Annotated in this window: 19 protein-coding genes and 1 pseudogene; 11 read left to right on the top strand and 9 right to left on the bottom strand. The window is 65.8% G+C overall.

The window, feature by feature from the left end; genetic code table 11:
* Positions 1-8 precede the first annotated feature (8 nt).
* Together AC5P7F_RS16180 and AC5P7F_RS16175 are read right to left on the bottom strand one after the other, a co-directional pair.
* Positions 9-749, bottom strand: a complete 741-nt coding sequence (locus tag AC5P7F_RS16180) for a DNA/RNA non-specific endonuclease (RefSeq protein ID WP_164076916.1) — start codon at positions 747-749, stop codon at positions 9-11.
* Between the two features lie 335 nt (positions 750-1,084).
* A complete protein-coding gene (locus tag AC5P7F_RS16175) occupies positions 1,085-2,098 on the bottom strand; it encodes a hypothetical protein (RefSeq protein ID WP_495204175.1) in 1,014 nt (337 codons plus the stop codon).
* A gap of 160 nt (positions 2,099-2,258) precedes the next feature.
* Here AC5P7F_RS16175 and AC5P7F_RS16170 point away from each other — a divergent pair, with 160 nt between their 5' ends.
* Both AC5P7F_RS16170 and AC5P7F_RS16165 read left to right on the top strand, forming a co-directional pair.
* Positions 2,259-3,833, top strand: coding sequence for a CocE/NonD family hydrolase (locus AC5P7F_RS16170; RefSeq protein WP_164076915.1), 1,575 nt, complete (start codon positions 2,259-2,261; stop codon positions 3,831-3,833).
* A 270-nt stretch (positions 3,834-4,103) separates the two neighbouring features.
* Positions 4,104-4,289: pseudogene (locus tag AC5P7F_RS16165) on the top strand (S41 family peptidase); the annotation flags it as partial.
* A 45-nt stretch (positions 4,290-4,334) separates the two neighbouring features.
* On the opposite strand, the gene AC5P7F_RS16160 reads toward AC5P7F_RS16165, so the two are convergent.
* On the bottom strand, positions 4,335-6,182 hold the full coding sequence (locus AC5P7F_RS16160; protein ID WP_164076914.1) for a hypothetical protein: 1,848 nt from the start codon (positions 6,180-6,182) through the stop codon (positions 4,335-4,337).
* Between the two features lie 51 nt (positions 6,183-6,233).
* Positions 6,234-7,235, bottom strand: a complete 1,002-nt coding sequence (locus AC5P7F_RS16155; RefSeq protein ID WP_046430775.1) for an NUDIX hydrolase — start codon at positions 7,233-7,235, stop codon at positions 6,234-6,236.
* A gap of 483 nt (positions 7,236-7,718) precedes the next feature.
* On the opposite strand from AC5P7F_RS16155, the gene AC5P7F_RS16150 reads away from it, so the two are divergent.
* From AC5P7F_RS16150 to AC5P7F_RS16140, 3 genes are all read left to right on the top strand, one after another.
* Positions 7,719-8,075: an excalibur calcium-binding domain-containing protein gene (locus AC5P7F_RS16150; RefSeq protein WP_088375214.1), complete on the top strand. Its 357-nt coding sequence runs from the start codon at positions 7,719-7,721 to the stop codon at positions 8,073-8,075.
* Between the two features lie 135 nt (positions 8,076-8,210).
* The gene (locus AC5P7F_RS16145; RefSeq protein WP_164076913.1) at positions 8,211-9,026 is read left to right on the top strand and encodes a trypsin-like serine protease; all 816 of its coding nucleotides are present in this window, start codon (positions 8,211-8,213) and stop codon (positions 9,024-9,026) included.
* A gap of 65 nt (positions 9,027-9,091) precedes the next feature.
* A complete protein-coding gene (locus AC5P7F_RS16140) occupies positions 9,092-9,727 on the top strand; it encodes a hypothetical protein (protein WP_164076912.1) in 636 nt (211 codons plus the stop codon).
* On the opposite strand, the gene AC5P7F_RS16135 is transcribed toward AC5P7F_RS16140, so the two are convergent.
* The 3 genes from AC5P7F_RS16135 to msuE are packed head-to-tail and all read right to left on the bottom strand — an operon-like array spanning position 9,684 to position 12,375.
* Positions 9,684-10,718, bottom strand: a complete 1,035-nt coding sequence (locus AC5P7F_RS16135) for a methionine synthase (protein WP_014647229.1) — start codon at positions 10,716-10,718, stop codon at positions 9,684-9,686. The genes AC5P7F_RS16140 and AC5P7F_RS16135 overlap by 44 nt on opposite strands.
* A 38-nt stretch (positions 10,719-10,756) precedes the next feature.
* The gene (locus AC5P7F_RS16130; RefSeq protein ID WP_014647228.1) at positions 10,757-11,734 is read right to left on the bottom strand and encodes a DUF1852 domain-containing protein; all 978 of its coding nucleotides are present in this window, start codon (positions 11,732-11,734) and stop codon (positions 10,757-10,759) included.
* Between the two features lie 56 nt (positions 11,735-11,790).
* On the bottom strand, positions 11,791-12,375 hold the full coding sequence (gene msuE / locus AC5P7F_RS16125; RefSeq protein ID WP_049439650.1) for an FMN reductase: 585 nt from the start codon (positions 12,373-12,375) through the stop codon (positions 11,791-11,793).
* 176 nt (positions 12,376-12,551) lie between these two features.
* Between msuE and AC5P7F_RS16120 the strand changes: the two genes are divergently transcribed.
* Entirely contained in the window at positions 12,552-13,466 is a 915-nt protein-coding gene (locus tag AC5P7F_RS16120) for a LysR substrate-binding domain-containing protein (RefSeq protein WP_164076911.1), read from the top strand.
* Complete coding sequence (locus AC5P7F_RS16115) at positions 13,466-14,335, top strand: methylenetetrahydrofolate reductase (RefSeq protein ID WP_164076910.1); 870 nt, start codon at positions 13,466-13,468, stop codon at positions 14,333-14,335. Before AC5P7F_RS16120 ends, AC5P7F_RS16115 begins: the two co-directional genes overlap by 1 nt.
* Positions 14,336-14,341: 6 nt before the next feature.
* Here AC5P7F_RS16115 and AC5P7F_RS16110 read toward each other — a convergent pair whose 3' ends face one another.
* On the bottom strand, positions 14,342-14,620 hold the full coding sequence (locus AC5P7F_RS16110; RefSeq protein WP_032958921.1) for a hypothetical protein: 279 nt from the start codon (positions 14,618-14,620) through the stop codon (positions 14,342-14,344).
* A gap of 232 nt (positions 14,621-14,852) precedes the next feature.
* On the opposite strand from AC5P7F_RS16110, the gene AC5P7F_RS16105 reads away from it, so the two are divergent.
* From AC5P7F_RS16105 to AC5P7F_RS16095, 3 genes are all read left to right on the top strand, one after another.
* The gene (locus tag AC5P7F_RS16105; protein WP_075076936.1) at positions 14,853-15,380 is read left to right on the top strand and encodes a DUF6622 family protein; all 528 of its coding nucleotides are present in this window, start codon (positions 14,853-14,855) and stop codon (positions 15,378-15,380) included.
* Between the two features lie 129 nt (positions 15,381-15,509).
* Positions 15,510-16,037, top strand: a complete 528-nt coding sequence (locus tag AC5P7F_RS16100; protein ID WP_197602785.1) for a hypothetical protein — start codon at positions 15,510-15,512, stop codon at positions 16,035-16,037.
* Between the two features lie 10 nt (positions 16,038-16,047).
* Complete coding sequence (locus tag AC5P7F_RS16095) at positions 16,048-16,614, top strand: hypothetical protein (RefSeq protein ID WP_032958916.1); 567 nt, start codon at positions 16,048-16,050, stop codon at positions 16,612-16,614.
* 13 nt (positions 16,615-16,627) lie between these two features.
* On the opposite strand, the gene AC5P7F_RS16090 is transcribed toward AC5P7F_RS16095, so the two are convergent.
* The gene (locus AC5P7F_RS16090) at positions 16,628-17,530 is read right to left on the bottom strand and encodes a LysR family transcriptional regulator (RefSeq protein WP_010485668.1); all 903 of its coding nucleotides are present in this window, start codon (positions 17,528-17,530) and stop codon (positions 16,628-16,630) included.
* Between the two features lie 109 nt (positions 17,531-17,639).
* On the opposite strand from AC5P7F_RS16090, the gene AC5P7F_RS16085 reads away from it, so the two are divergent.
* A complete protein-coding gene (locus AC5P7F_RS16085) occupies positions 17,640-18,761 on the top strand; it encodes a 4-oxalomesaconate tautomerase (protein WP_481462509.1) in 1,122 nt (373 codons plus the stop codon).
* Positions 18,762-18,799: the final 38 nt, after the last annotated feature.

Here is an 18,799-nt window from a genome sequence, read left to right as displayed (position 1 = left end):
CCCACCGATCAGCCCAGGTCACACCCGGCCGGCTGCGGCCAGGTGGTGGCCGGCAGCATGTTTTTCAGCGAGGCCGGCGCGTTGATCGCCACGTAGCTGGCGCCCAGCAGTTCCTCCAGATCCGCAATCGTCACCAGGTAATTGTCCAGGCTGCCCAGGTTGGCCTCGTTGGGGATGATCCAGCTGATCGCCTTGGCGGTTCCGGTGTTCGGGTCGCGGGTGATGATCGTCTTCCAGAAGAACTCCGGCGTCGGAATGCCATGGCTGGCCAGGAAATAATCGTTGGCGGCATCGCCGTAGACCACGCCACCGTAGACGTCCACCGGCGCGATGTCGCGGTAGCACTCGGCCACGTTCTCGGCCTTCACCCAGATGCCCTGGTTGAAGCTGGACACCTGCGGCACGATGTTGGTCATGTAGTTGGCGCGACGGATGTAGGTCGCGTCGTGATCCATGTGGTTGGACGTGACCAGATGGCCACGGTCATAGCCGGATTTGATGCTGGCGTAGGACGCGGTGCTGGTCTGGCCCAGGCAACCGGCCGGCAGGTCCGGGTCCTTGTAGAAGCTGGACGGCCGTGCGGCCGAACCGGTATCGGCGGTGAGCGTGTACTCGTAGCGGGTGGCACTGTGGATGCTGCAGTCGTAGGTGAGCACGAAGCCGCCCTTGTTGAGGGTGACTACCTGGGCCTGGGCTGCGCCGGCAAAGGCGCTGAGGACGAAGGCAAAGACGAAGCTTGCAAGGCGCATTGCGATTCTCCAGCAAAGAGTTCAGGACGCAGCTGCCCGCCACGACCAGGCCCGGCCTGTGTCATGTGAAGGCGTTGCGGATACGGGTGATGCGGAGTGCAGTAGAGCGAGGCCGCGATGAGGAGGGCCCGGAAGGCCGCGCGGTGTCGCAAGCGTCACAAGCTGTCGTCTTTTGGTCAACGACGAGAACGCGAAGCTGTGACCGGGTGCAAGCACTGGTGATGTGTCAGATCACGCGGTCCGTGGCTGACATGCGTACGTGCTAAGCACCCTGCAGGTGTGAAGTGCATGCTGGACCGCGCATCCTCCGTGGCCCGGTTCCGCACCGATTGGCTCTACAAGGAAGCCTCTTGCCCAGCATCCGGCGCCAGGTAGGCGGCCCTGCTTTGCTCGCTCGAGTCCGCAATGACTGCCTCGCTGAAACCACTTCGGCTCAAGTACAGGCGATTCCACCGATCCAGGGCATCGCCGTCACGCGCCCAACAGGCGTAGCGTGTAATGGTCTCCAGATTGTCGATGGTCGGGTAGCGCTGTGCGATTTCGTCCAGCCCCTGGCGCATCAGCGGCCAATCGGGTGTCGCCGCGCGGAAGTGATCGGCCGAATACGCGGTGGCTGACCAGTACAGCCGTGCGTAGCGCATGGCCCGCTTTTTCTTCGGGATACTGGCCATCGAGCGCCGTGCGAAGGCTTCCATCTTCCGTGCGCTGCCGCCCCAGGCCGGCGTGAAGTGCTGCAGGGCAATGAAGTGCAGCGGCTCGTAGTCGGGGAAGGCCTTCGCTGCACGGTCGACGAGCGTCAGTAGTTCTTCGTCATCCGCGCCCTCGCGCAGCGCGATCAGCACGCTCATCTCGTGCCAGAACGGGTCGCCGCCGGCAACGCCCTCATGCGATTGCAGGTAGGCCTGCGAAGCCGCGTTGTACTCATGGAACTGAGCCCAGTCTTCGGCATTGACGGTGTTGGCGTAACCATTTCCGCGGTAGCTCCAGGCCAGGTTGAGCGGAATCCGTGCAGTCATCAGGTGGGCTGCCGGCGACTTTGGCGCATGCTGAACCCAGCGCGCCGCCCAGGCCGACCAGCGGTTCCAGGCCTCCACCTCCTGCCGCGCCGTGCCGATTGCACGCGACATGCAGAGGTAGAAACGGCCCAGCCGGGATTCGCCGGCGGCGTTGAGCTCGCCCGTGCGGAGGCGCGCGGCCATCGCGTCCAGTGCCGGAAAGTCGTCGTTGGACATCAACTGCGCGATTTCGCTGCAGTCATCCGTGACGTCGGGGTCCCGGGCCGCCACGGCTGAAGGGGCGAACAGACTGGCCACGCTCAAGAGCGTGCCGACGAAGAGCGTCCTGCGCATCGGGGGGGCATCCTTGCATTGATGGGAGCCTGCGGAGGACCGCAGTGCCGCGAAGCATACCAAGGTGCGCTTTGCGCCATGCTGCGTCGCAAGGTGCCAGCCACCATTCGCACTGGTACGGTCCGACCCGTTGCACCACCACCGACGGGGAGAGACGACGATGCGCAAGCTTTTGCTGCTGTTGATCCTGCTGACCGGCCTGGCGCCCACCGCCTGGGCCGCCACGGTCAAGACCACCCATCGCACCATTCCCAGCTGGGATGGCACGCCTCTCGGGGCCTTCGTCATCGAACCGCAGGATGCCGGCAGCGGGCGCTATCCGCTGCTGGTCATGCCCAGCAGCTGGGCGGTGCCCAGCGTGGAGTACGTGGGCGTGGCACAGTCGTTGGCGCAGCGCGGCTATGTGGTCATCAGCTACAGCTCGCGCGGCTTCTGGGAGTCAGGTGGCAGCATCGACATCGCCGGGCCCGCCACGGTCGAGGATGTCAGCGCGCTGATCGACTGGGCGCTGGACAACACCCGCGCCGATCCGGCCAGGATCGGGGTCTCGGGCATCTCCTATGGCGCCGGCACCAGCCTGCTGGCGGCGGCGCGCGATCCCCGCATCAAGGCCGTTGCCGCACTCAGTGGCTGGGCCGACCTGCAGGCGTCGCTGTACAGCCATGACACACCCAGCGCCCAGGGCATCGCCCTGCTGGTGGCGGCGGGCCTGGCGACCGGCCGCCCCGGCGCGGAGCTGGCCACCATCAACCGCAATGTGCTGGTCGGCAATTACCAGGGGGCGGTGGACTCGCTGCTGCCGGTGGCCGCACAGCGCAGCCCGGCCAGCGGCCTTGAAGAGATCAACGCCAACCAGCCGGCGGTATTCCTCGCCAATGCCTTCAATGACAGCCTGTTCCCGCCGGGCCAGCTGGTCGATTTCTTCAACCGCCTGAAGGGGCCCAAGCAGCTGCAGTTGCGCCACGGCGACCATGCCCTCAACGAGGCCTTCGGTGCGTTCGGCATTCCCAATGAGGTCTATGCCGCCGTGGGCGACTGGTTCGACCACTACCTGAAGGGCGTGGACAATGGCATCGATCGCCAGGCAGCGGTGCAGCTGAAGTCGCAGAAGGGCAGCTGGAGCCGCTATCCGGACTGGCAGGCCACCAATGCGGGCGCCGTCAGCTACGGCCTGACCGCACCCTCCGGTTTGCTGCTGCCCACCGGCGGCCTGGCGGAGAACGGTGGCGCTACCGGCTGGAGCTACCGCATCGGCAGCGGGCTGCTGACGGCTGCCAATTCCGGCGTGGTGATGGCCTCCGGTGCACTGCAGATGATCAACCTGCCGCCCGGCGCCTATGTACCGTTCGTCGGCCGCAACGCCGCCGGCGTCTGGCAGGGCCCGATCTACTGGAGCGCACGTCGCCTGGATGGCGCACCGGAAGTGCGGGTGACGGTGACGCCCAGCCGCGCCAATACCACGCTGTATGCCTACCTGTATGCCGAAGACGTGCTGGGCAACGGCCAGCTGGTCAGCCACAAGCCCTACACCCTGCGCGGGGCCACGCCCGGCCAGCCGAAGACAATCGATCTCCGCCTGGAAGCCAGCAGCTGGAACCTCCCGGCCGGCAGCCGCCTGACCCTGGTGGTCGATACCGTGGACCTGCGCTATGCAGGCATCAGCCAGCTGGGCGGTGCGGTGACCTTCAGCTCACCGGCCAACGCGCCTTCGGTGCTGAAGGTGCCCCTGCATTGACGTGGCGCCGCGCCCGTTGCGGCGGGCGCGGCACGACAGACCTGAAAGCTGCCAGCCTGGAACGCAATCCAGTAGAGAGGTGAATCGATGGCGCTCGCATCGTTGCTGGTCGGTGCGGTACTGGCAGCAGGCACCCAAGGCTCTGCCACAGATTGGCCGAGCACGCTGTTGATGGATCTGGAGGCTGCTGACGCGGCCCTGCGCGTCAGCCATCCCGGGGTGGTTGACCCGCACAATCCCGGCTTCGTCGCCCAGATGGACGGCGCCCTCAGTGTCTACATGGATATCAGGCCTCAGCCATTGCCCAGTGGGCTGAGCCGGATTTCGGTGCCCATGAAGGTCTACCGCGGTCGCGGGCGCGGTTCGAACGAGCCCTACGTGCCGGATCGCCGCTACGCGGGGGACATGCGGGACACGCAGGCGCTGGAGGCATGGATCCTGGAGGGCAGGGACTGATCGGACCTGATCGGAACCCGCCGCCCGCGCTGCGCTGATGGAGGATCATTCCCCCTGTGGCAACAGCACCCGGATCATCTCGTGCTGCCTGGACAGATTCGCCCGTTGCACGAAACCCTGGACGATCGAGGCTGCCACCTTGCGCTGGTTGTCCATGTCCAGCAACGGTGCGATGGCCTGCCCGGAACCGTCGGGGCTGTCCCGGAACGGGCAACCGACCGGGCCAGCCGTGGTGAATGTCAGGATCGCCTTGGCCACGCGCGCCGACGGCGAACGCGGCGCATCGAAGATCACCAGCGTTCGCTCGTAACTGATACCCGTCGCACGTACGGTCGAGTGCAGGGAATCCTCGATGGTCATGTGCGCGCCAAGATCCTGGGCAAGCGCATTCAAGCAGTTGGCCGCCGTCGCCCTGCGCAGCGTTGCAGGGTCGGTGCGGATGATCATCGCGCAGTCGACGTCGGAGATCGGTACCTGGGTGACATCCAGGTAGGGGTTCTGTGCCAGCGTCCCGATCAACGCCAGATCGTCGCTGTAGCCACAGGATGCGGCAGATGTCTGCAGGCGTTGCAGCAGCGTTGCGACCCGCTGCGCGACCCACTGCCGCCCCTGCCGCAGGCGATGCGTGTGGGTGGCCGACAGGGCGCCGTGATCGAATCCCGAAGATGACGCCTGCATGCGCATTTTGACCTCACGCATGCAGGCATCGACCTGCTGCATGCAGTCCCTGTCATCGGCGAACACCGGCGCCGCCGAGATGCCATCGATCACCCTGCCGAACGTCGCCAGGTCGCCCTGCTGGTCGCGGTACCAGTCGTGGATGCGCTGCACATTGCGGCGACGCTTCTCCAGCTTGTCCGCACCCGGCCAGCCGGGATAGGCGGCGATCTCGCACAGCATGGTCAGGCCTTCCCACAGGTGGTACTCCATGCTGGGCAGGGGCAGCCGCCAGCGCTCTTCCGCGCCGGCATCCTCGGCAATCACCAGATGGTTGCGGATGATGTCCGACCACACTGTCACGGCCTCCACGGTATCGCGGCGCGGCGTGGTCACATCGATCAGTTCCATCAGGATCGGCCGCGGCGTCACCGGGTCGTCGCCGGCAGGCGCCTTCGGATCCTTCACCCATCGCGCGTGCCAGGTGTAGCCCATGCGGTACAGCACGAACGGCTTGATGCCGTCGTTGAGGATGATGCCGGGTGGCGGCGGAGGGGCAGGTGGCGGCTGCACGGGCAGTGGCGGCTGCGGCGGGGGCAGCACGGACGGGCTTGTCACCGGCGCGGGCGTGCCGATGCCCTTCAATGGCTCGCTGGTGAACAGATGCAGGCCCGCGCGGTCACGCTGGTAGACCTTCCGGAACGTCTGCTGAGTGTCACAGATCACCAGGCACTGCTGGCCGGGCGGCACATGGATGTCCACCGGTGCAAGATCCACCACTTGGCCGGCCAGCGGATTCTGGTTGGGTGGGAAGACGCTGATCTCCAATGCGATATTGAGGCCGGCGCCGAGCATCACCTCGATCACGATGTCCTCCACGCCGCCGTGCAGGGCGTCCTGGGCCGGGATCGGAATCCAGGGATTGATCACCACCTGCGTATCCCAGTCGGACCGGCCGAAATCGAACAGCGTCGGTGGCGGCTGGGCCGGGCGTTCAAGCAGTGCGTCCAGTGCGTTGCCGCCCTTGACGTAGAAGAACATCAGCGGCTCGTCAGGCTTCAGGCTGTAGTCGCGCCGTACCTTGCTGGACAGGCTGCGCAGCTGGTCCTTGATGTCCGACAGGGCCTTGACCACGACCGAGCGGACGTCGGGATACGCCTGCGCGTTGTTGATCTGCGCGGTGAGCTGCTTGCTGATGTGGCGCCGGGCCTCGCGCTCGGGCGTGCTCTCTTTCATGGAGGGGCCTCGCTGGGGTTGCAGGGGATCACACGGGTTCGCGCTGGAGGCTCAGGCGGGTGACAGCAGAGCGGCGATCTCCCGGTACCAGTCGATCTCCTGGCTACCGGGCCTGGCGCTGGCCAGGGCCTCGTCAACCTCCAGTGTTCCTTCGCCCGGAACCTCCACACGTGCCCCGAGGACATTGCGCAGATTGGCCACCGGCACCCGTCCGATGCTCGCCACCTCCCAGTCGGTCACCAGGCAGGACTGGGGGCGCACAGGGCTGCTGGCACTGGCCTGGACGTTGTTCTCGGCCTCCTGCGCCATCCGCAGGAGCTCCTCGGCCGTGGTGCGGAAGCGAACCAGGGAGAAGCTGCCTCCCCCATCCGGAAACAGCCGGGCACGCAGATCGCATGCGGCGCGTCCCTGCCCAAGCCAGATGCCAAGCTCCTCCTCGAACTCGCGGCGCGCGGCGCGCTCCTTGCGTTCGTTGTTCAGGCGGCCGCCGCCGGGCAGGGCCCATTGCCCCGCCTGGTTCACCAGCGCCGGGGGCAGGCCATCCGACCACGCTCCGACTTCCGCCACCAGGCGTTGTGCCAGTATCAACGCAGCGGCCCAGTTCGGCGCACCCCGGGTGGGCGGCGGCAACGCGATGGAGAGCTCCCGCAAGGTCGTACGCGCAGCGCTGAACGGGGGAGGGGTTCTTGCGTCCTCGCGGAACAGGCTCTGCAGAGCGGCCAGCGTCTCCATGGCGATGTCATCGGTTTGCGGATGCGCGCGTTCGGCGCTTTCAAGCGCCCGGTCCAGTGCGTCCATGGTGCGGGGCAGCGTGCGTTCGCCGCGGTAGGCGACTGACCCAGCGGCGCGCCAGGCGCCGGAAAGCAGCTTCTTCACCAGATCCCAGTCCTGCTCTGTGCCACCACCGGACGCGTTGCGGATGGCCAGCACAGCGGCCATCGCCTCGGCAGAAAGTACGACAACGGAATTGCTGCCCCACCAGCTGTTGAGCACCCGTTTGCGGACGACCAGATAGTGGGCTCCATCCCAGACTGCGACGTAGACCTGGTTCATGGTGCACCCCTCCGTTCAACCTGCGTGGAGGGGGCTGGGCGCATTGCCGCTGTGCCAGCGATAGTCCGGGAAAGGCGTGCCATGTCTCGCTCCTGTGGGCTCGAAAAGTGGGGGTTTGGCGGCGTTGCCATCGGGGCGCAGGCCGTGCGTCGCCGCGAATCCACTGTAGGAGCGAGGGGCGAGGGAGGATCGGCGCCAGCCACGATGTATGCGGCGGAACCGACGGAACAGGAGCGCGGGTGCATTGATTTCCCCGCATTGGCGCAGAGCCCGTGGCCGCCCAGGGATCAGCGACTGCCGGCGCCTGCCTCCGGGGCGTGCAGCACGCGCAGCTTCTTCTTGTTGATCTTGCCGACGCTGATCACCTGGCTGTTCCTGAAGCACTACCTGCGTTGAGTGGCAGCCGCTGCAGCGTCAAGCCTGGCGGTCGAGACACCATGCTAGCCTTCCCCTTGGCAGAGGAGTGCCTGACAGGGGGAAGGCATGGACACACGACGCCGCGTTTGCAGCGTATTGACTGCATCCGGCATGCTCGCACTGGCACTGTCCGCCAATGCGCTCGCGCATCCGGGCGGGCTCGACAAGCAGGGGTGCCACACCAACCGGAAAACGGGTGAGTATCACTGTCATCGAGGCGCTCCAGCGGCACCTCGATACGTCGACACTCCGCGCAGCAGTTTCGCCCCCGCGCCCGCGCGCGGTTCCCGGGTGTTTGCCAACTGCGCGGAGGCCCGCGCCGCCGGGGCGGCGCCGGTACGGCGTGGTGATCCGGGCTATGGCCCGCACCTCGATCGCGACAATGATGGCGTGGGCTGCGAACCCTATCGGGGCCGCAGGTAGGGCATGGCCCGCCTGGCTTCAACTCCCGTTTCCCCGCGTTCGTCGGCCATCGCCGGGGATTGGTCGCACGATCTCCCCGTATGGCAGGGCCATGCCCTAGGCTGTTGGGATTGAACTGCTGGGATGCAAGCAACCATGAACCGCTGGATTTTCCTGGTATTGGCCACGCTCCCGTTCGCCGCCGGCGCCGTGGTCATCCGCGATGATGTTGACGATGCCAGGTACCAGATCGACGCATCGGTGTTCCCGGCACTGGCAGACATGCCGGGCGAGGGGCACGGCGTCCTGATCGCGCCGCGCTGGGTGCTTACCGCCGCGCATGCCGCGCCGATGGAAGGGAGGGGCGCCACCATCACCATCAATGGGAACGGCTACGGCGTCGAGCGTGTCTTCCTGCACCCCGGCTACCGGAGGATGCCCGAGGCGCTGGGCAAGGAAGCGATGGCAACCGGGAGCGCGTCGAAAATCCACGCGTTCCTGGCAGCATCGGATGACATTGCACTGATCAGACTTGCCGCACCGGTGGGCGATGTGCCGCCGGTCGCACTCTACCGTGGCGCCGACGAGGTCACGCAGGTTGCCGCCCTGATAGGGAGAGGCGCCACCGGCAATGGTGCGACTGGCCTGGTGCCCGGCGGGCCGCATCGTACGACGCTGCGGCGGGCCTGCAACGCGATCACAGGCGGCAACACGCGCTATCTCTGGTACCGGTTTGATCCGCCTCCGCAGGGCCTTCCCCTTGAAGGCGTGCTCGGCAACGGCGACAGCGGCGGCCCGCTGGTGATCGAGAAAGATGGGGCCTGGCAGCTGGTGGGCCTCGGTTCCTGGATCACCGCCGTACCCGAGCATGCGCTGGAAGCGGGTTTCTATGGGCAGGTGGTCTACAACGTGCGTGTGTCCCGCTACATCGACTGGATCGAAAGCATCATCGAGCGTGACGCGTCACTTTAATTCTTGTTCCCGTAGCCCGGCGGTGCGGAGCAGGCGTAGCGGAAGCAAGCGCGCCTTAACGATTCATGGTCTCGAACAAGCGCACGGTGCGGATCTCAGCCGGTGCGACGGGCGCTCGTATCCTTCCCGGCATGAGTCCTCCCTTCGATCTTCCAGAGTTCATGACGGTCACCCGGCCCTCCGGCTGGGTACGGAGCGGCGAGCGCTGGGACCTGTGGTGGAACGGGCGCTCGGTGGCCAACATCGTGCCGCATGCCGAACTTGGCTTCCGGGTCTACCTGGATGCACGCAGGATGTCCCAGACCAAGGTGGTGGCCGCCACGAATGTGCGGCAGGCCAAGCGCTACGCCGAGCGCTGGTGTGCTGCGCGGCTCTGCCCACAGCTGCGGCTGCGCGAGGCAGTGGCACGCCTGGTGGACGTAGCGCCGGAAACATGCGCTGCGCCGTTGCCCGCGCTTTCGCGGGAACAACGGCAGCAGGCCCGCCGCCTGGCCGAGGCCGGGGCGGGGGAGGTGGTACGGATCAAGCAGGCACTGGCGCCGCGACAGCCCGCGATGAAGACCCGACCGGAAGTGCAGGGGCGGGGTGGAGCCTGGTCGATACCCGGCCAGGCTCCGTCAAACCGACATTCGAACAACAATTCCTCCCCAGCCAGGGTTATGCCGAGAGTTCTTCGCGAACGATCCTCGCTCCCGCGCTGAGTGCGCGCAGCTTGCCCCTGGCCACGTCGCGCGCCAGTGGCGCCATGCCACAGTTGGTGCTCGGGTAGAGCTTGTCGGCGTCCACGAACTGCAGCGCCCTGCGCAGGGTGTTGGCCACGTCCTCCGGGGTTTCCACCGTGGTGGAGGCCACGTCGATGGCACCGACCATCACCTTCTTGCCGCGCACCAGCTCGATCAGGTCGATCGGCACATGGGAGTTGTGGCATTCCAGCGAGATGATGTCGAGGCTGGAGGTCTGCAGCTTCGGGAACGACTCCTCGTACTGGCGCCATTCCGAACCCAGCGTCTGCTTCCAGTCGGTGTTGGCCTTGATGCCGTAGCCGTAGCAGATGTGCACCGCCGTCTCGCACTTCAGCCCTTCGATCGCACGCTCCAGGGCGGCCACGCCCCAGTCGTTCACCTCGTCGAAGAACACATTGAAGGCCGGCTCATCGAACTGGATGATGTCAACGCCGGCGGCCTCCAGTTCCTTCGCTTCCTCATTGAGGATCTTCGCGAACTCCCAGGCCAGCTTTTCGCGGCTCCTGTAGTGCGCGTCGTACAGCGTGTCGATCATCGTCATCGGGCCCGGCAGCGCCCACTTGATCGGCTGCGTGGTCTGGCGGCGCAGGAACTTCGCATCCTCCACGAACACCGGCTTCGGGCGGCTCACCGCGCCAACCACGGTCGGCACGCTGGCGTCGTAGCGGTTGCGGATGCGCACGGTTTCGCGCTTCTCGAAGTCGACGCCGCTGAGATGCTCGATGAAGGTGGTGACGAAATGCTGCCGGGTCTGCTCGCCGTCGCTGACGATATCAATGCCGGCGTGCTGCTGTTCCTGCAGGGACAGGCGAAGGGCGTCCTGCTTGCCTTCAAGCAGCGCTTCGTCCTGCAGCTTCCAGGGTGACCAGAGTGTTTCGGGCTCTGCCAGCCAGGAGGGTTTGGGCAGGCTGCCTGCGGTGGAGGTGGGGAGCAGCGTCTTCGTCGGCATTGTGTCGTGTGTCCTGGGGCGGTTGGTAAATCGATGGATCAGCGGGCGGCCCACTGCTCAAGCACGGCGCGGTACGGCTTGATGAAGTGCTCTTCGGTGAACCTGCCCTGCTTGACCGCCAGCTGGCTGCGCTCTTCGCGGTCGTAGACGATGCGGGTGGAGGAGTAGTCCTGGTGCTTCAGGCTGGGCTGGTAGACCTTGCCGGCCACGGAATTGGCGTTGTAGATCTCCGGGCGGTAGATCTTCTGGAAGGCTTCCATGGTGCTGATGGTGCCGATCAGTTCCAGGTTCGAGTAATCGCCCAGCAGGTCGCCCTGGAAGTAGAACGCCAGCGGCGCGACGCTGCCCGGTGGCATGAAATAGCGCACCTGCAGGCCCATCTTGTCGAAGTACTGGTCGGTGGGGGAGAACTCACCCTGGCGGTATTCCACGCCCAGGATCGGGTGATGGTTCTCGGTGCGGTGGTAGGTCCTGCTGCTGGAAACACTGATGCAGATCACCGGCCCCTTGCTGAAGTTGGCGCGGTAGGCGTCCGAGCGCAGGAAGTGCTGGAACAGCTTGCCGTGCAGGTCGCCAAAGCCCTCCGGAATGCCGAAGGTGTCCTTGCCCTCGTTGCTGGCCGGCAGCACGACGCTGAAGTCGTAGTCGCGCACGTAGGACGAGAAGTTGTTGCCAACGATGCCCTCGCTACGCACGCCGGTCTGCGTATCGACGATGGTCGGCCGCAGCACTTCGATCAACGGGAACGGATCGCTGCCGTCGGCGCCGTCGATGTGCATCTCCACGGTGATGATGTCCAGCTCGACCGCATAGCGGTCCGCATTCGGGTTGTCCCAATGTGCCAGGTCGTTGAAGCGGTTGTTGATCATGCTGATCGTGTTGCGCAGGTTCTCCCGCCGCGACGCGCCACGGGCCAGGTTGGCGAAGTTGGTGGTGATGCGCGTGCCCTCGGCCGGCTGGTAATCCTCGTTGAAGGGGATGTGCGTGATGCTGAAGGTGAAGGTATCGGTCGTCATGGCGGCGTTCCGGGTTGCGGGGTGACATCCAGATGCAGGTCGGCGGCGTCTGGCATTCAAAGCGTTGCGGTGGCCTCTGCGGTAGCGGGAGGCGCGGCGCGATGGGACAGCGCCAGCAGGGGCATCGCCCGCTGCACGGCCAGTCGCGCACGCTGGATCAGTGCGTCGTTGTTCACGCGGCCCTCGGCGAAATCGCGGTCGGTGGCGTAGACGCCCAGGGGCAGGGTGCGGGCCTGGAAGAAGCTGAAGAGCGGGCGCAGCTGGTGGTCGATCACAAGGGCATGGCGCTCGCTGCCGCCGGTGGCGGCCAGCAGGATCGGGGTATCGACCAGCGCATCCTGGTCGATGAAGTCGAAGAAGTGCTTGAACAGGCCGGTGTAGGAGCCGCGGTAGACCGGCGTGGCCACCACCAGGACGTCGGCCTGTTCAACCGCAACCAGCTGCCGCTCCACGGCCTCGGGCAGCTGCGAGCGCCACAGCGCACCGGCCAGCTGCGGTGCCAGCTCACCGAGTTCGATCAGCTGCTGTTCGCTGTGGATGTCTTCGCCGATCAGGTCCAGCAGATGCTCGGCCAGGGCGGCGGCCCTGGAGGGGCGTTGCAGTCCGCCGGAAACGGCGACGATACGGAGGGGGCGGGTCATCTGTTCGCTATCAGCGGGGGAGGGGAGCGCCTTCGGGCATCTGCAGGTGCGCAGCCCCGCAGGCCGGCTGGGTCAGCAGGCTGGCAGGCAACCGAAGGCATGACCCGATCCTAGCCATGCCCTTCCATGACGTAAAATGGTATTACTTCACCAATCCATGAATGAGATTCATCGTCATGTTGGAACGGATCCACCTCAGCATCGTGCAGCAGGTCGAACAGCAGGGCTCGCTCACCGCGGCCGCCGGCGTGCTCAACCTGACCCAGTCGGCGCTCAGCCACAGCATGAAAAAGCTGGAGCAGCAGCTGGGCACCGATGTCTGGCTGCGCGAGGGCCGCAGCCTGCGCCTGACCCAGGCCGGGCAGTACCTGCTGGCGGTCGCCAACCGGGTACTGCCGCAGTTGGACCTGGCCGAGGAGCGGTTGGGCCAGTTCGCGCAGGGCGAGCGCGGCGCGCTGCGCATCGGCATGGAATGCCATCCGTGCTACCAGTGGCTGCTGAAGATCGTCTCTCCCTACCTGGCGGCGTGGCCGGACGTGGATGTGGACGTCAAGCAGAAGTTCCAGTTCGGTGGCATCGGCGCATTGTTCGGTTACGAGATCGACCTGCTGGTCACGCCCGATCCACTGCTGAAGCCGGGCCTGAAGTTCATCCCCGTGTTCGATTACGAGCAGGTGCTGGTGGTGGCCAGCAACCACGCCCTGGCCAAGGTGGACCACGTAAAGCCGCGCCAGCTCGGCCAGGAAGTGCTGATCAGCTACCCGGTGCCGTTCGAGCGCCTGGACATCTACAACCAGTTCCTGCTGCCGGCCGGCATCACCCCGCGGCGCCACAAGGCCATCGAAACCACCGACATCTTGATGCAGATGGTGGCCAGCGGCCGCGGCGTGGCTGCCATGCCGCGCTGGCTGGTGGAGGAGTACGCCACGCGCATGGACGTGGTGCCCGTACGGCTGGGCGCCAAGGGCATCCCCAAGCAGATCTACCTGGGTGCGCGCGAGGCCGATACCGGTATCGACTACCTGCAGGCCTTCATCGAACTGGCCCGCAACAGCTCGCCGCTTGCCGGCAATGCACGCGAGGCGCGCTGATGCCGGCCGGTACCTCAGCGCACGCGGAAGCCTTCATCAACGCTTTTTCACTGGAAGTCAGCGCGAAGGCCATGCCTGCGCTGCGCGCCGAGGCGGATCGGATCCCGCGCGGTACGGTCATCTCCATTCCCTGGCTGGCCAGCGAGGATGACGACGCCCGTCTGGCCGCCGTGCGCACCGTGCGCGCGCTCGGATTCGAGCCGATGCCGCATCTCTCTGCCCGCCGCATCCGGTCAGCCGCATCGCTTGCGCGCTTCCTGGAGCGTGCGGCCGGCGACGCCGGGGTCGCGCGTTGCCTGCTGATCGCGGGCGACCTGGCCACGCCCGCTGGGCCGTTTGCCGACAGTGCTTCGATCATCCAGACCGGTCTTCTGGAGCGCTCCGGGATCAAGGTCGTTGGTATCGGCGGACACCCGGAAGGGCATCCGGTAATGAGCAGTGACGAACGCTGGCAGGCGCTTGAGCGTAAATGCCAGAGCATCGAAGCGCGCGGCATGGCCCCCTTGATCGTCACCCAGTTCGCCTTCGATGCCGATGCCGTGCTGGCCTGGCTGGATGCACTGCGCGCGCGTGGCATCAGCGTCCCGGTGCTGGTCGGCGTGCCGGGCCCGGCCAGCGTCTCTCGCCTGCTGCGCTACGCCGCGATGTGCGGCGTGGGCGCCAGTGCATCGATGCTGGCCCGGTATGGCATCTCGATCGGCCGGCTGCTCGGCACGGCAGGGCCGGAGGTGTTCGTCGATTGCCTGGTGAAGGGGCTGACCCGCGCCCATGGCCAGGTCAGCCCGCATTTCTTCCCGTTCGGCGGTATTGCGCCGTCGCTGGAGTGGGTGGCGCAGTACCGGCGGCGCATTTCCGGCACCGATGGTTGAATCGCCTCAGCCCGGCAGGTCGCACTTCATCTTTCCGTCCACGTAGTAGGGCTTGGGCACGCTCGGGTTCGGGTTGGTCTTCTCGAAGACCACCTCGAACGAGGCGGTGTCGGGCGAGCCCTTGCGCTCGGTACACGCGTCCTGCAGCTTCTTCTTGACCGCAGTGATGCCGGCATCGCGGTTGGCACCCTCGGCACTGTTGGTCAGATTCACGGTCTCTGCCGAGGCCAGCGGGCTCAGCACAAGCAGGCCGCCGGTCAGTATCAGGGTGTGCAGCTTCGTCATGGTTCGTACCTGGCAGGTCTCCAATGAGGCCCCCAGCATAGGGCAGGGCCGTCAACAGCATGTGCCCGGCCTGGCCCGCCCCAGCCGGGTCAGGCCAGGGCGTGCTCGCCACGGCGTAACCGGCGATGGCTGACAGCTGTCACTGGCTGCAACCCGGGCGGAAGCGAATAGTGAGCGCCAAGGCGAGGACACCTCGCCACCACTCAGCCACCACTCACCAGGGGGACCGCTCATGAACATGCTCCAGCAACTCGCCTCGCAGACGCCGATCTGGGTCTGGCTGCTGCTGGCCTTCCTGGTCACCCGTGGCATTGCCGCCATGAAGCCGGCCCAGACCTCGCTGCAGAAGCTGGCGATCGTGCCCGGCCTGTTTGCCGTCTGGGGTGCGTGGTCGATCAGCCATCGTTTCGGCGCGTCGCTGATCGCCTGGAGCGAGTGGCTGGCCGGCATCGCCACGGGGGCCGCGCTTGCCTGGCTGCTGTTGAGTCGATTGAAGCTGACGCTGGACCGCAGCACCGGCAAGCTCTGGCGCAGCGCGGACTTCAGCCTGCTGCCGCTGCTGCTGGTCACCTTCCTGGTGAAGTACGGCTTCGAGGTCGCATTTGCGGTGTCGCCGACGCTGACCGCCAGTGCCGGCTTCAGCGCCGCCTACCTGCTGCTGACCGGCGGGTTCACTGGCGTCTTCGTGGGCAAGTACTGTCGCTACCTGGCCTCGCTGCGGATGGATGCGGCGGGGAAGGGACTGGAAACCGCAGGTTGATTGACCTGGTAGTGCCGGTCGCTGGAGGCTCCGCAGGTCATCGGCAATCGAGTTTGGCGTTACCATCGGAGCGGCTGCACCTCCCGTGAGAGCCCGGGATGGATGGAACCATCTGAGCAGGAATCGATAGTGGAAGCGATATATCCGGTCGGCGTTGCAGGGGGAATGCGGATCATCTGGTTTGCCTGGGTATCAGGTGACCATGATCGGGTGATGTCCAGCAATGGAAGGCCTGTCTGCGATAGCAGCAAGGAAGGGCTGGAGGGTCAGGTTGCCGCGCGCGGCCGAGTCCTGGACTGGGAAGGAGAGTCCGTCATTGACCTCGACTCGCTGATCTCGTCTGTAGATTCAGGGCGGGAGGTCGACCCCGGGGAGGTCGTGGATGCATGGAATTTCATGACGGACCTCTCCAGGGTGATCGACAACGCCCCCAATCAGCTGTTTCATGCCGAGTTGATGAAGACCTATGACATCTTCTTTTCGCAGTGCGAGGTCGCTCAATCGCTTGGTCTGAGATCGATTTCCATTGCAAGGCGCGATCTGGATCGAGCCCTTGTTGTCCTGCGCGACGGAAGGCGAATGGTGCAGGGCATCCAGTTGAACATTGAAAGTCCTATGCCGTCGCCAACCGTCGGGCGCACGCATGAGATCCATTGATCTGTGGACAATGAAACGGAACGCCAGGAAGGCTGGGTTGCGGGTGGTTGGCAACTTTCTGATTGTTTCGTACACGCGCGATGTGATCTCCGGGTTTGCCATGGACCCAGCGCCGTCCTCCATCTATGTATGGACCTTCGCACTTCCGGTCTATGACGGCCTGCCACACCTGCATATGTCTCTCGGCCAGAGGGTCGCTTGCCCGGAAGATCCAAAGGACTTTTTCCGCGGCACGCACGAGGCTCACCTCGCAATGCTCGAAGGGGTGAGAACAGCTGCGGACCTTCTGATGTATGTTGAAGAGGCCGGTTTCGAGGGCGATTACTGCCAATGGGTGAAGTACCTGTCCACCATTCGCCTGGGCGATTTCCCGGCCGCAGACGCTGCACTGAAGAATCTGCTCGCACTGCCGGTGTCCAGCGCGATCCGCGGAAGACTGGACAGGATGCTGGAGGCAATCGGGCGAGGTGGCGAATCAGGCGCGCGGCAGCTTCTGCAGGAATGGTCGATGCAGACGGCCCGATTGATGGGTGGCAGCAGCACATTCGCCTGGAGTCAGGACAGCACAAGCGCGTGAACCGTGCGGTTGCTCACGCCTCCCCACGCCACTGGCTCATCAGCATCTGAAGGAATCGCTCTGCGGTGGGCGAGAGCAGGGCACCCCGTCGGCGGACGATGCCGATCGTGCGCGACACCACCGGGTTGCCGATCGCGCGCGTCACCAGGGTGGGGTGATCCCCGTCCGGCGTGGCCATCTTCGGTAGCACCGACACGCCGATGCCGGCCTCGACCATGCCCAGTGACGTCGACAGGTGCGTCACCTCGTAGTGCCAGCTCAACTTGAGGTTCTCGCGCGCCAGCGCGCCGTCCAGCAGCGTGCGGTTACCGCTGGTGCGATGCACGGTGATCAGCTGGTGCTCGGCCAGATCAGCCCATTCCACTTTGCGCTTGCGGGCCAGCGGATGATCGCGCCGGCAGGCGAGGACGAAGGGGTCCTCGGCCAGCACGTCGAAGTCGAGATTCGGATCGTTGGCGCCCATGAAGTTGATGCCGAACTCGACTTCACCACGTTCCACTGCCTGCAGACCCTCCGTGGCCGGGATATCCAGAATGCGGAAGCGCACGTTCGGGTGTGCTTCGTGGAAACGCGCCATCACGCTGGGCAGGAAGTAGAACGCCGCCGTCGGCAGGCACGCGATGGTCACGGTGGCGCCGCGGGTGTCTTCGCGGCCGCGCAGCGAGAACAGCGAGCCATCGAATTCCTCCAGCATGCGGCGCACCAGTGGCAGCAGGTTCTCGCCGACAGCGGTGGTACTGACGCTGCGCGTGGTGCGCTCCAGCAGCGGCGAACCCACGGCCTGCTCCAGCTTCTGTATCCGTCGGCTGAGCGCCGGCTGGGAGACGTGCAGGATTTCAGCGGCGCGATGGAAGCTGCGTGTCTCCGATACCAGCAGGAACGCGCGTAGATCCAGGATTTCGCAATTGATGCTCATTGGGTATCAATCATCCAAAAATCAGCAATTCACAGATCAATTAGGGTCATGCCAGTATCGAATCACAGAGGGGTCATTCATCCCCTATACGCATCAATCTAGCACACGTATGTCCAACGATCTGCACAGCATTCCCTGCGTGCTCATGCGCGGCGGCACCTCCAAGGGCCCGTTCTTCCTGGCCAGCGACCTGCCGGCGGACACCGCCGAACGGGATCGCCTGCTGCTGGAAGTGATGGGCTCGGGCCATCCGTTGCAGATCGACGGCATCGGCGGTGGCAACGCACTGACCAGCAAGGTGGCGATCATCGACCGCTCGAGCCGGGCGGACGCCGACGTGGACTACCTGTTCGCCCAGGTCCGGGTGGAGCAGCAGGTGGTGGATACCTCGCCCAACTGCGGCAACATGCTGGCGGCCGTCGGCCCGTATGCCATCGAGCGTGGGCTGGTGCAGGCGCAGGATCCGCAGACCGAGGTGCGCATCCACAACGTCAATACCGGCAAGCTGATCATCGCCACGGTGGAAACGCCGGGCGGCACTGTGGCCTACCGCGGTGATACGCGCATTGCCGGCGCGCCGGGCTCAGCCGCGCCGGTCAGGCTGTCCTTCCTTGATGGGGCAGGCGCCCGCACCGGCAAGCTGCTGCCCAGCGGGCATGCGCAGGAAACCATCAATGGCGTGCCGGCCAGCCTGGTGGACTGCGCCATGCCGATGATGCTGGTGCGTGCCGAAGACCTGGGCGTGCGCGGTGATGCCTCGCCCGCCGAACTGAACGCGGACGCGGCGTTCATGCGCCGGCTGGAAGCGCTGCGCATCGAAGCGGGCGCCCGCATGGGCATCGCCGACGCCGGCAACAAGGTCATTCCCAAGCCGGTGCTGCTGTCGGCGCCGCAACAGGGCGGCGATCTGCAGGTGCGCTATTTCATGCCGCACCAATGCCACACCGCACTGGCCATTACCGGTGCGGTCGGCCTGGCCACCGCCGCCGTCACGCCGGGCACGCTGGCCCACACTTTGGTCGGATGCCGGTCCGTTCCCGGCAGCATTACCCTCGAACATCCGAGTGGGGCCCTGGAGGTGGGCCTCAGTCGCGGCTCGGGCGATTCGCCGGTGATTGCCAGCGTGGTCCGCACCGCACGCCGCTTGTTCGAGGGGCGCGTGTACGCGACTTCGCCCGCGCCCGCCACGGCCAGTGCCACCCAAGCCCGCCAATGGACGTCAGCGGCATGATCTGAACCCGGACGGGCCTGCGTAGACGCGCATGCCCG

The sequence above is a fragment of the Stenotrophomonas sp. YJH_SMC_105-26 genome, from assembly GCF_059368915.1.
Note: the sequence above shows the minus strand (reverse complement) of the source record. Positions and strands in the feature narration are given on the sequence as shown.

Bases quoted from the DNA above. Each gene is read 5' to 3' on its own strand.
- AC5P7F_RS16180 (WP_164076916.1), bottom strand. From the start codon at position 749: ATGCGCCTTGCAAGCTTCGTCTTTGCCTTCGTCCTCAGCGCCTTTGCC.
- AC5P7F_RS16175 (WP_495204175.1), bottom strand. From the start codon at position 2,098: ATGCGCAGGACGCTCTTCGTCGGCACGCTCTTGAGCGTGGCCAGTCTG.
- AC5P7F_RS16170 (WP_164076915.1), top strand. From the start codon at position 2,259: ATGCGCAAGCTTTTGCTGCTGTTGATCCTGCTGACCGGCCTGGCGCCC.
- AC5P7F_RS16160 (WP_164076914.1), bottom strand. From the start codon at position 6,182: ATGAAAGAGAGCACGCCCGAGCGCGAGGCCCGGCGCCACATCAGCAAG.
- AC5P7F_RS16155 (WP_046430775.1), bottom strand. From the start codon at position 7,235: ATGAACCAGGTCTACGTCGCAGTCTGGGATGGAGCCCACTATCTGGTC.
- AC5P7F_RS16150 (WP_088375214.1), top strand. From the start codon at position 7,719: ATGGACACACGACGCCGCGTTTGCAGCGTATTGACTGCATCCGGCATG.
- AC5P7F_RS16145 (WP_164076913.1), top strand. From the start codon at position 8,211: ATGAACCGCTGGATTTTCCTGGTATTGGCCACGCTCCCGTTCGCCGCC.
- AC5P7F_RS16140 (WP_164076912.1), top strand. From the start codon at position 9,092: ATGGTCTCGAACAAGCGCACGGTGCGGATCTCAGCCGGTGCGACGGGC.
- AC5P7F_RS16135 (WP_014647229.1), bottom strand. From the start codon at position 10,718: ATGCCGACGAAGACGCTGCTCCCCACCTCCACCGCAGGCAGCCTGCCC.
- AC5P7F_RS16130 (WP_014647228.1), bottom strand. From the start codon at position 11,734: ATGACGACCGATACCTTCACCTTCAGCATCACGCACATCCCCTTCAAC.
- msuE (WP_049439650.1), bottom strand. From the start codon at position 12,375: ATGACCCGCCCCCTCCGTATCGTCGCCGTTTCCGGCGGACTGCAACGC.
- AC5P7F_RS16120 (WP_164076911.1), top strand. From the start codon at position 12,552: ATGTTGGAACGGATCCACCTCAGCATCGTGCAGCAGGTCGAACAGCAG.
- AC5P7F_RS16115 (WP_164076910.1), top strand. From the start codon at position 13,466: ATGCCGGCCGGTACCTCAGCGCACGCGGAAGCCTTCATCAACGCTTTT.
- AC5P7F_RS16110 (WP_032958921.1), bottom strand. From the start codon at position 14,620: ATGACGAAGCTGCACACCCTGATACTGACCGGCGGCCTGCTTGTGCTG.
- AC5P7F_RS16105 (WP_075076936.1), top strand. From the start codon at position 14,853: ATGAACATGCTCCAGCAACTCGCCTCGCAGACGCCGATCTGGGTCTGG.
- AC5P7F_RS16095 (WP_032958916.1), top strand. From the start codon at position 16,048: ATGAAACGGAACGCCAGGAAGGCTGGGTTGCGGGTGGTTGGCAACTTT.
- AC5P7F_RS16090 (WP_010485668.1), bottom strand. From the start codon at position 17,530: ATGAGCATCAATTGCGAAATCCTGGATCTACGCGCGTTCCTGCTGGTA.
- AC5P7F_RS16085 (WP_481462509.1), top strand. From the start codon at position 17,640: ATGTCCAACGATCTGCACAGCATTCCCTGCGTGCTCATGCGCGGCGGC.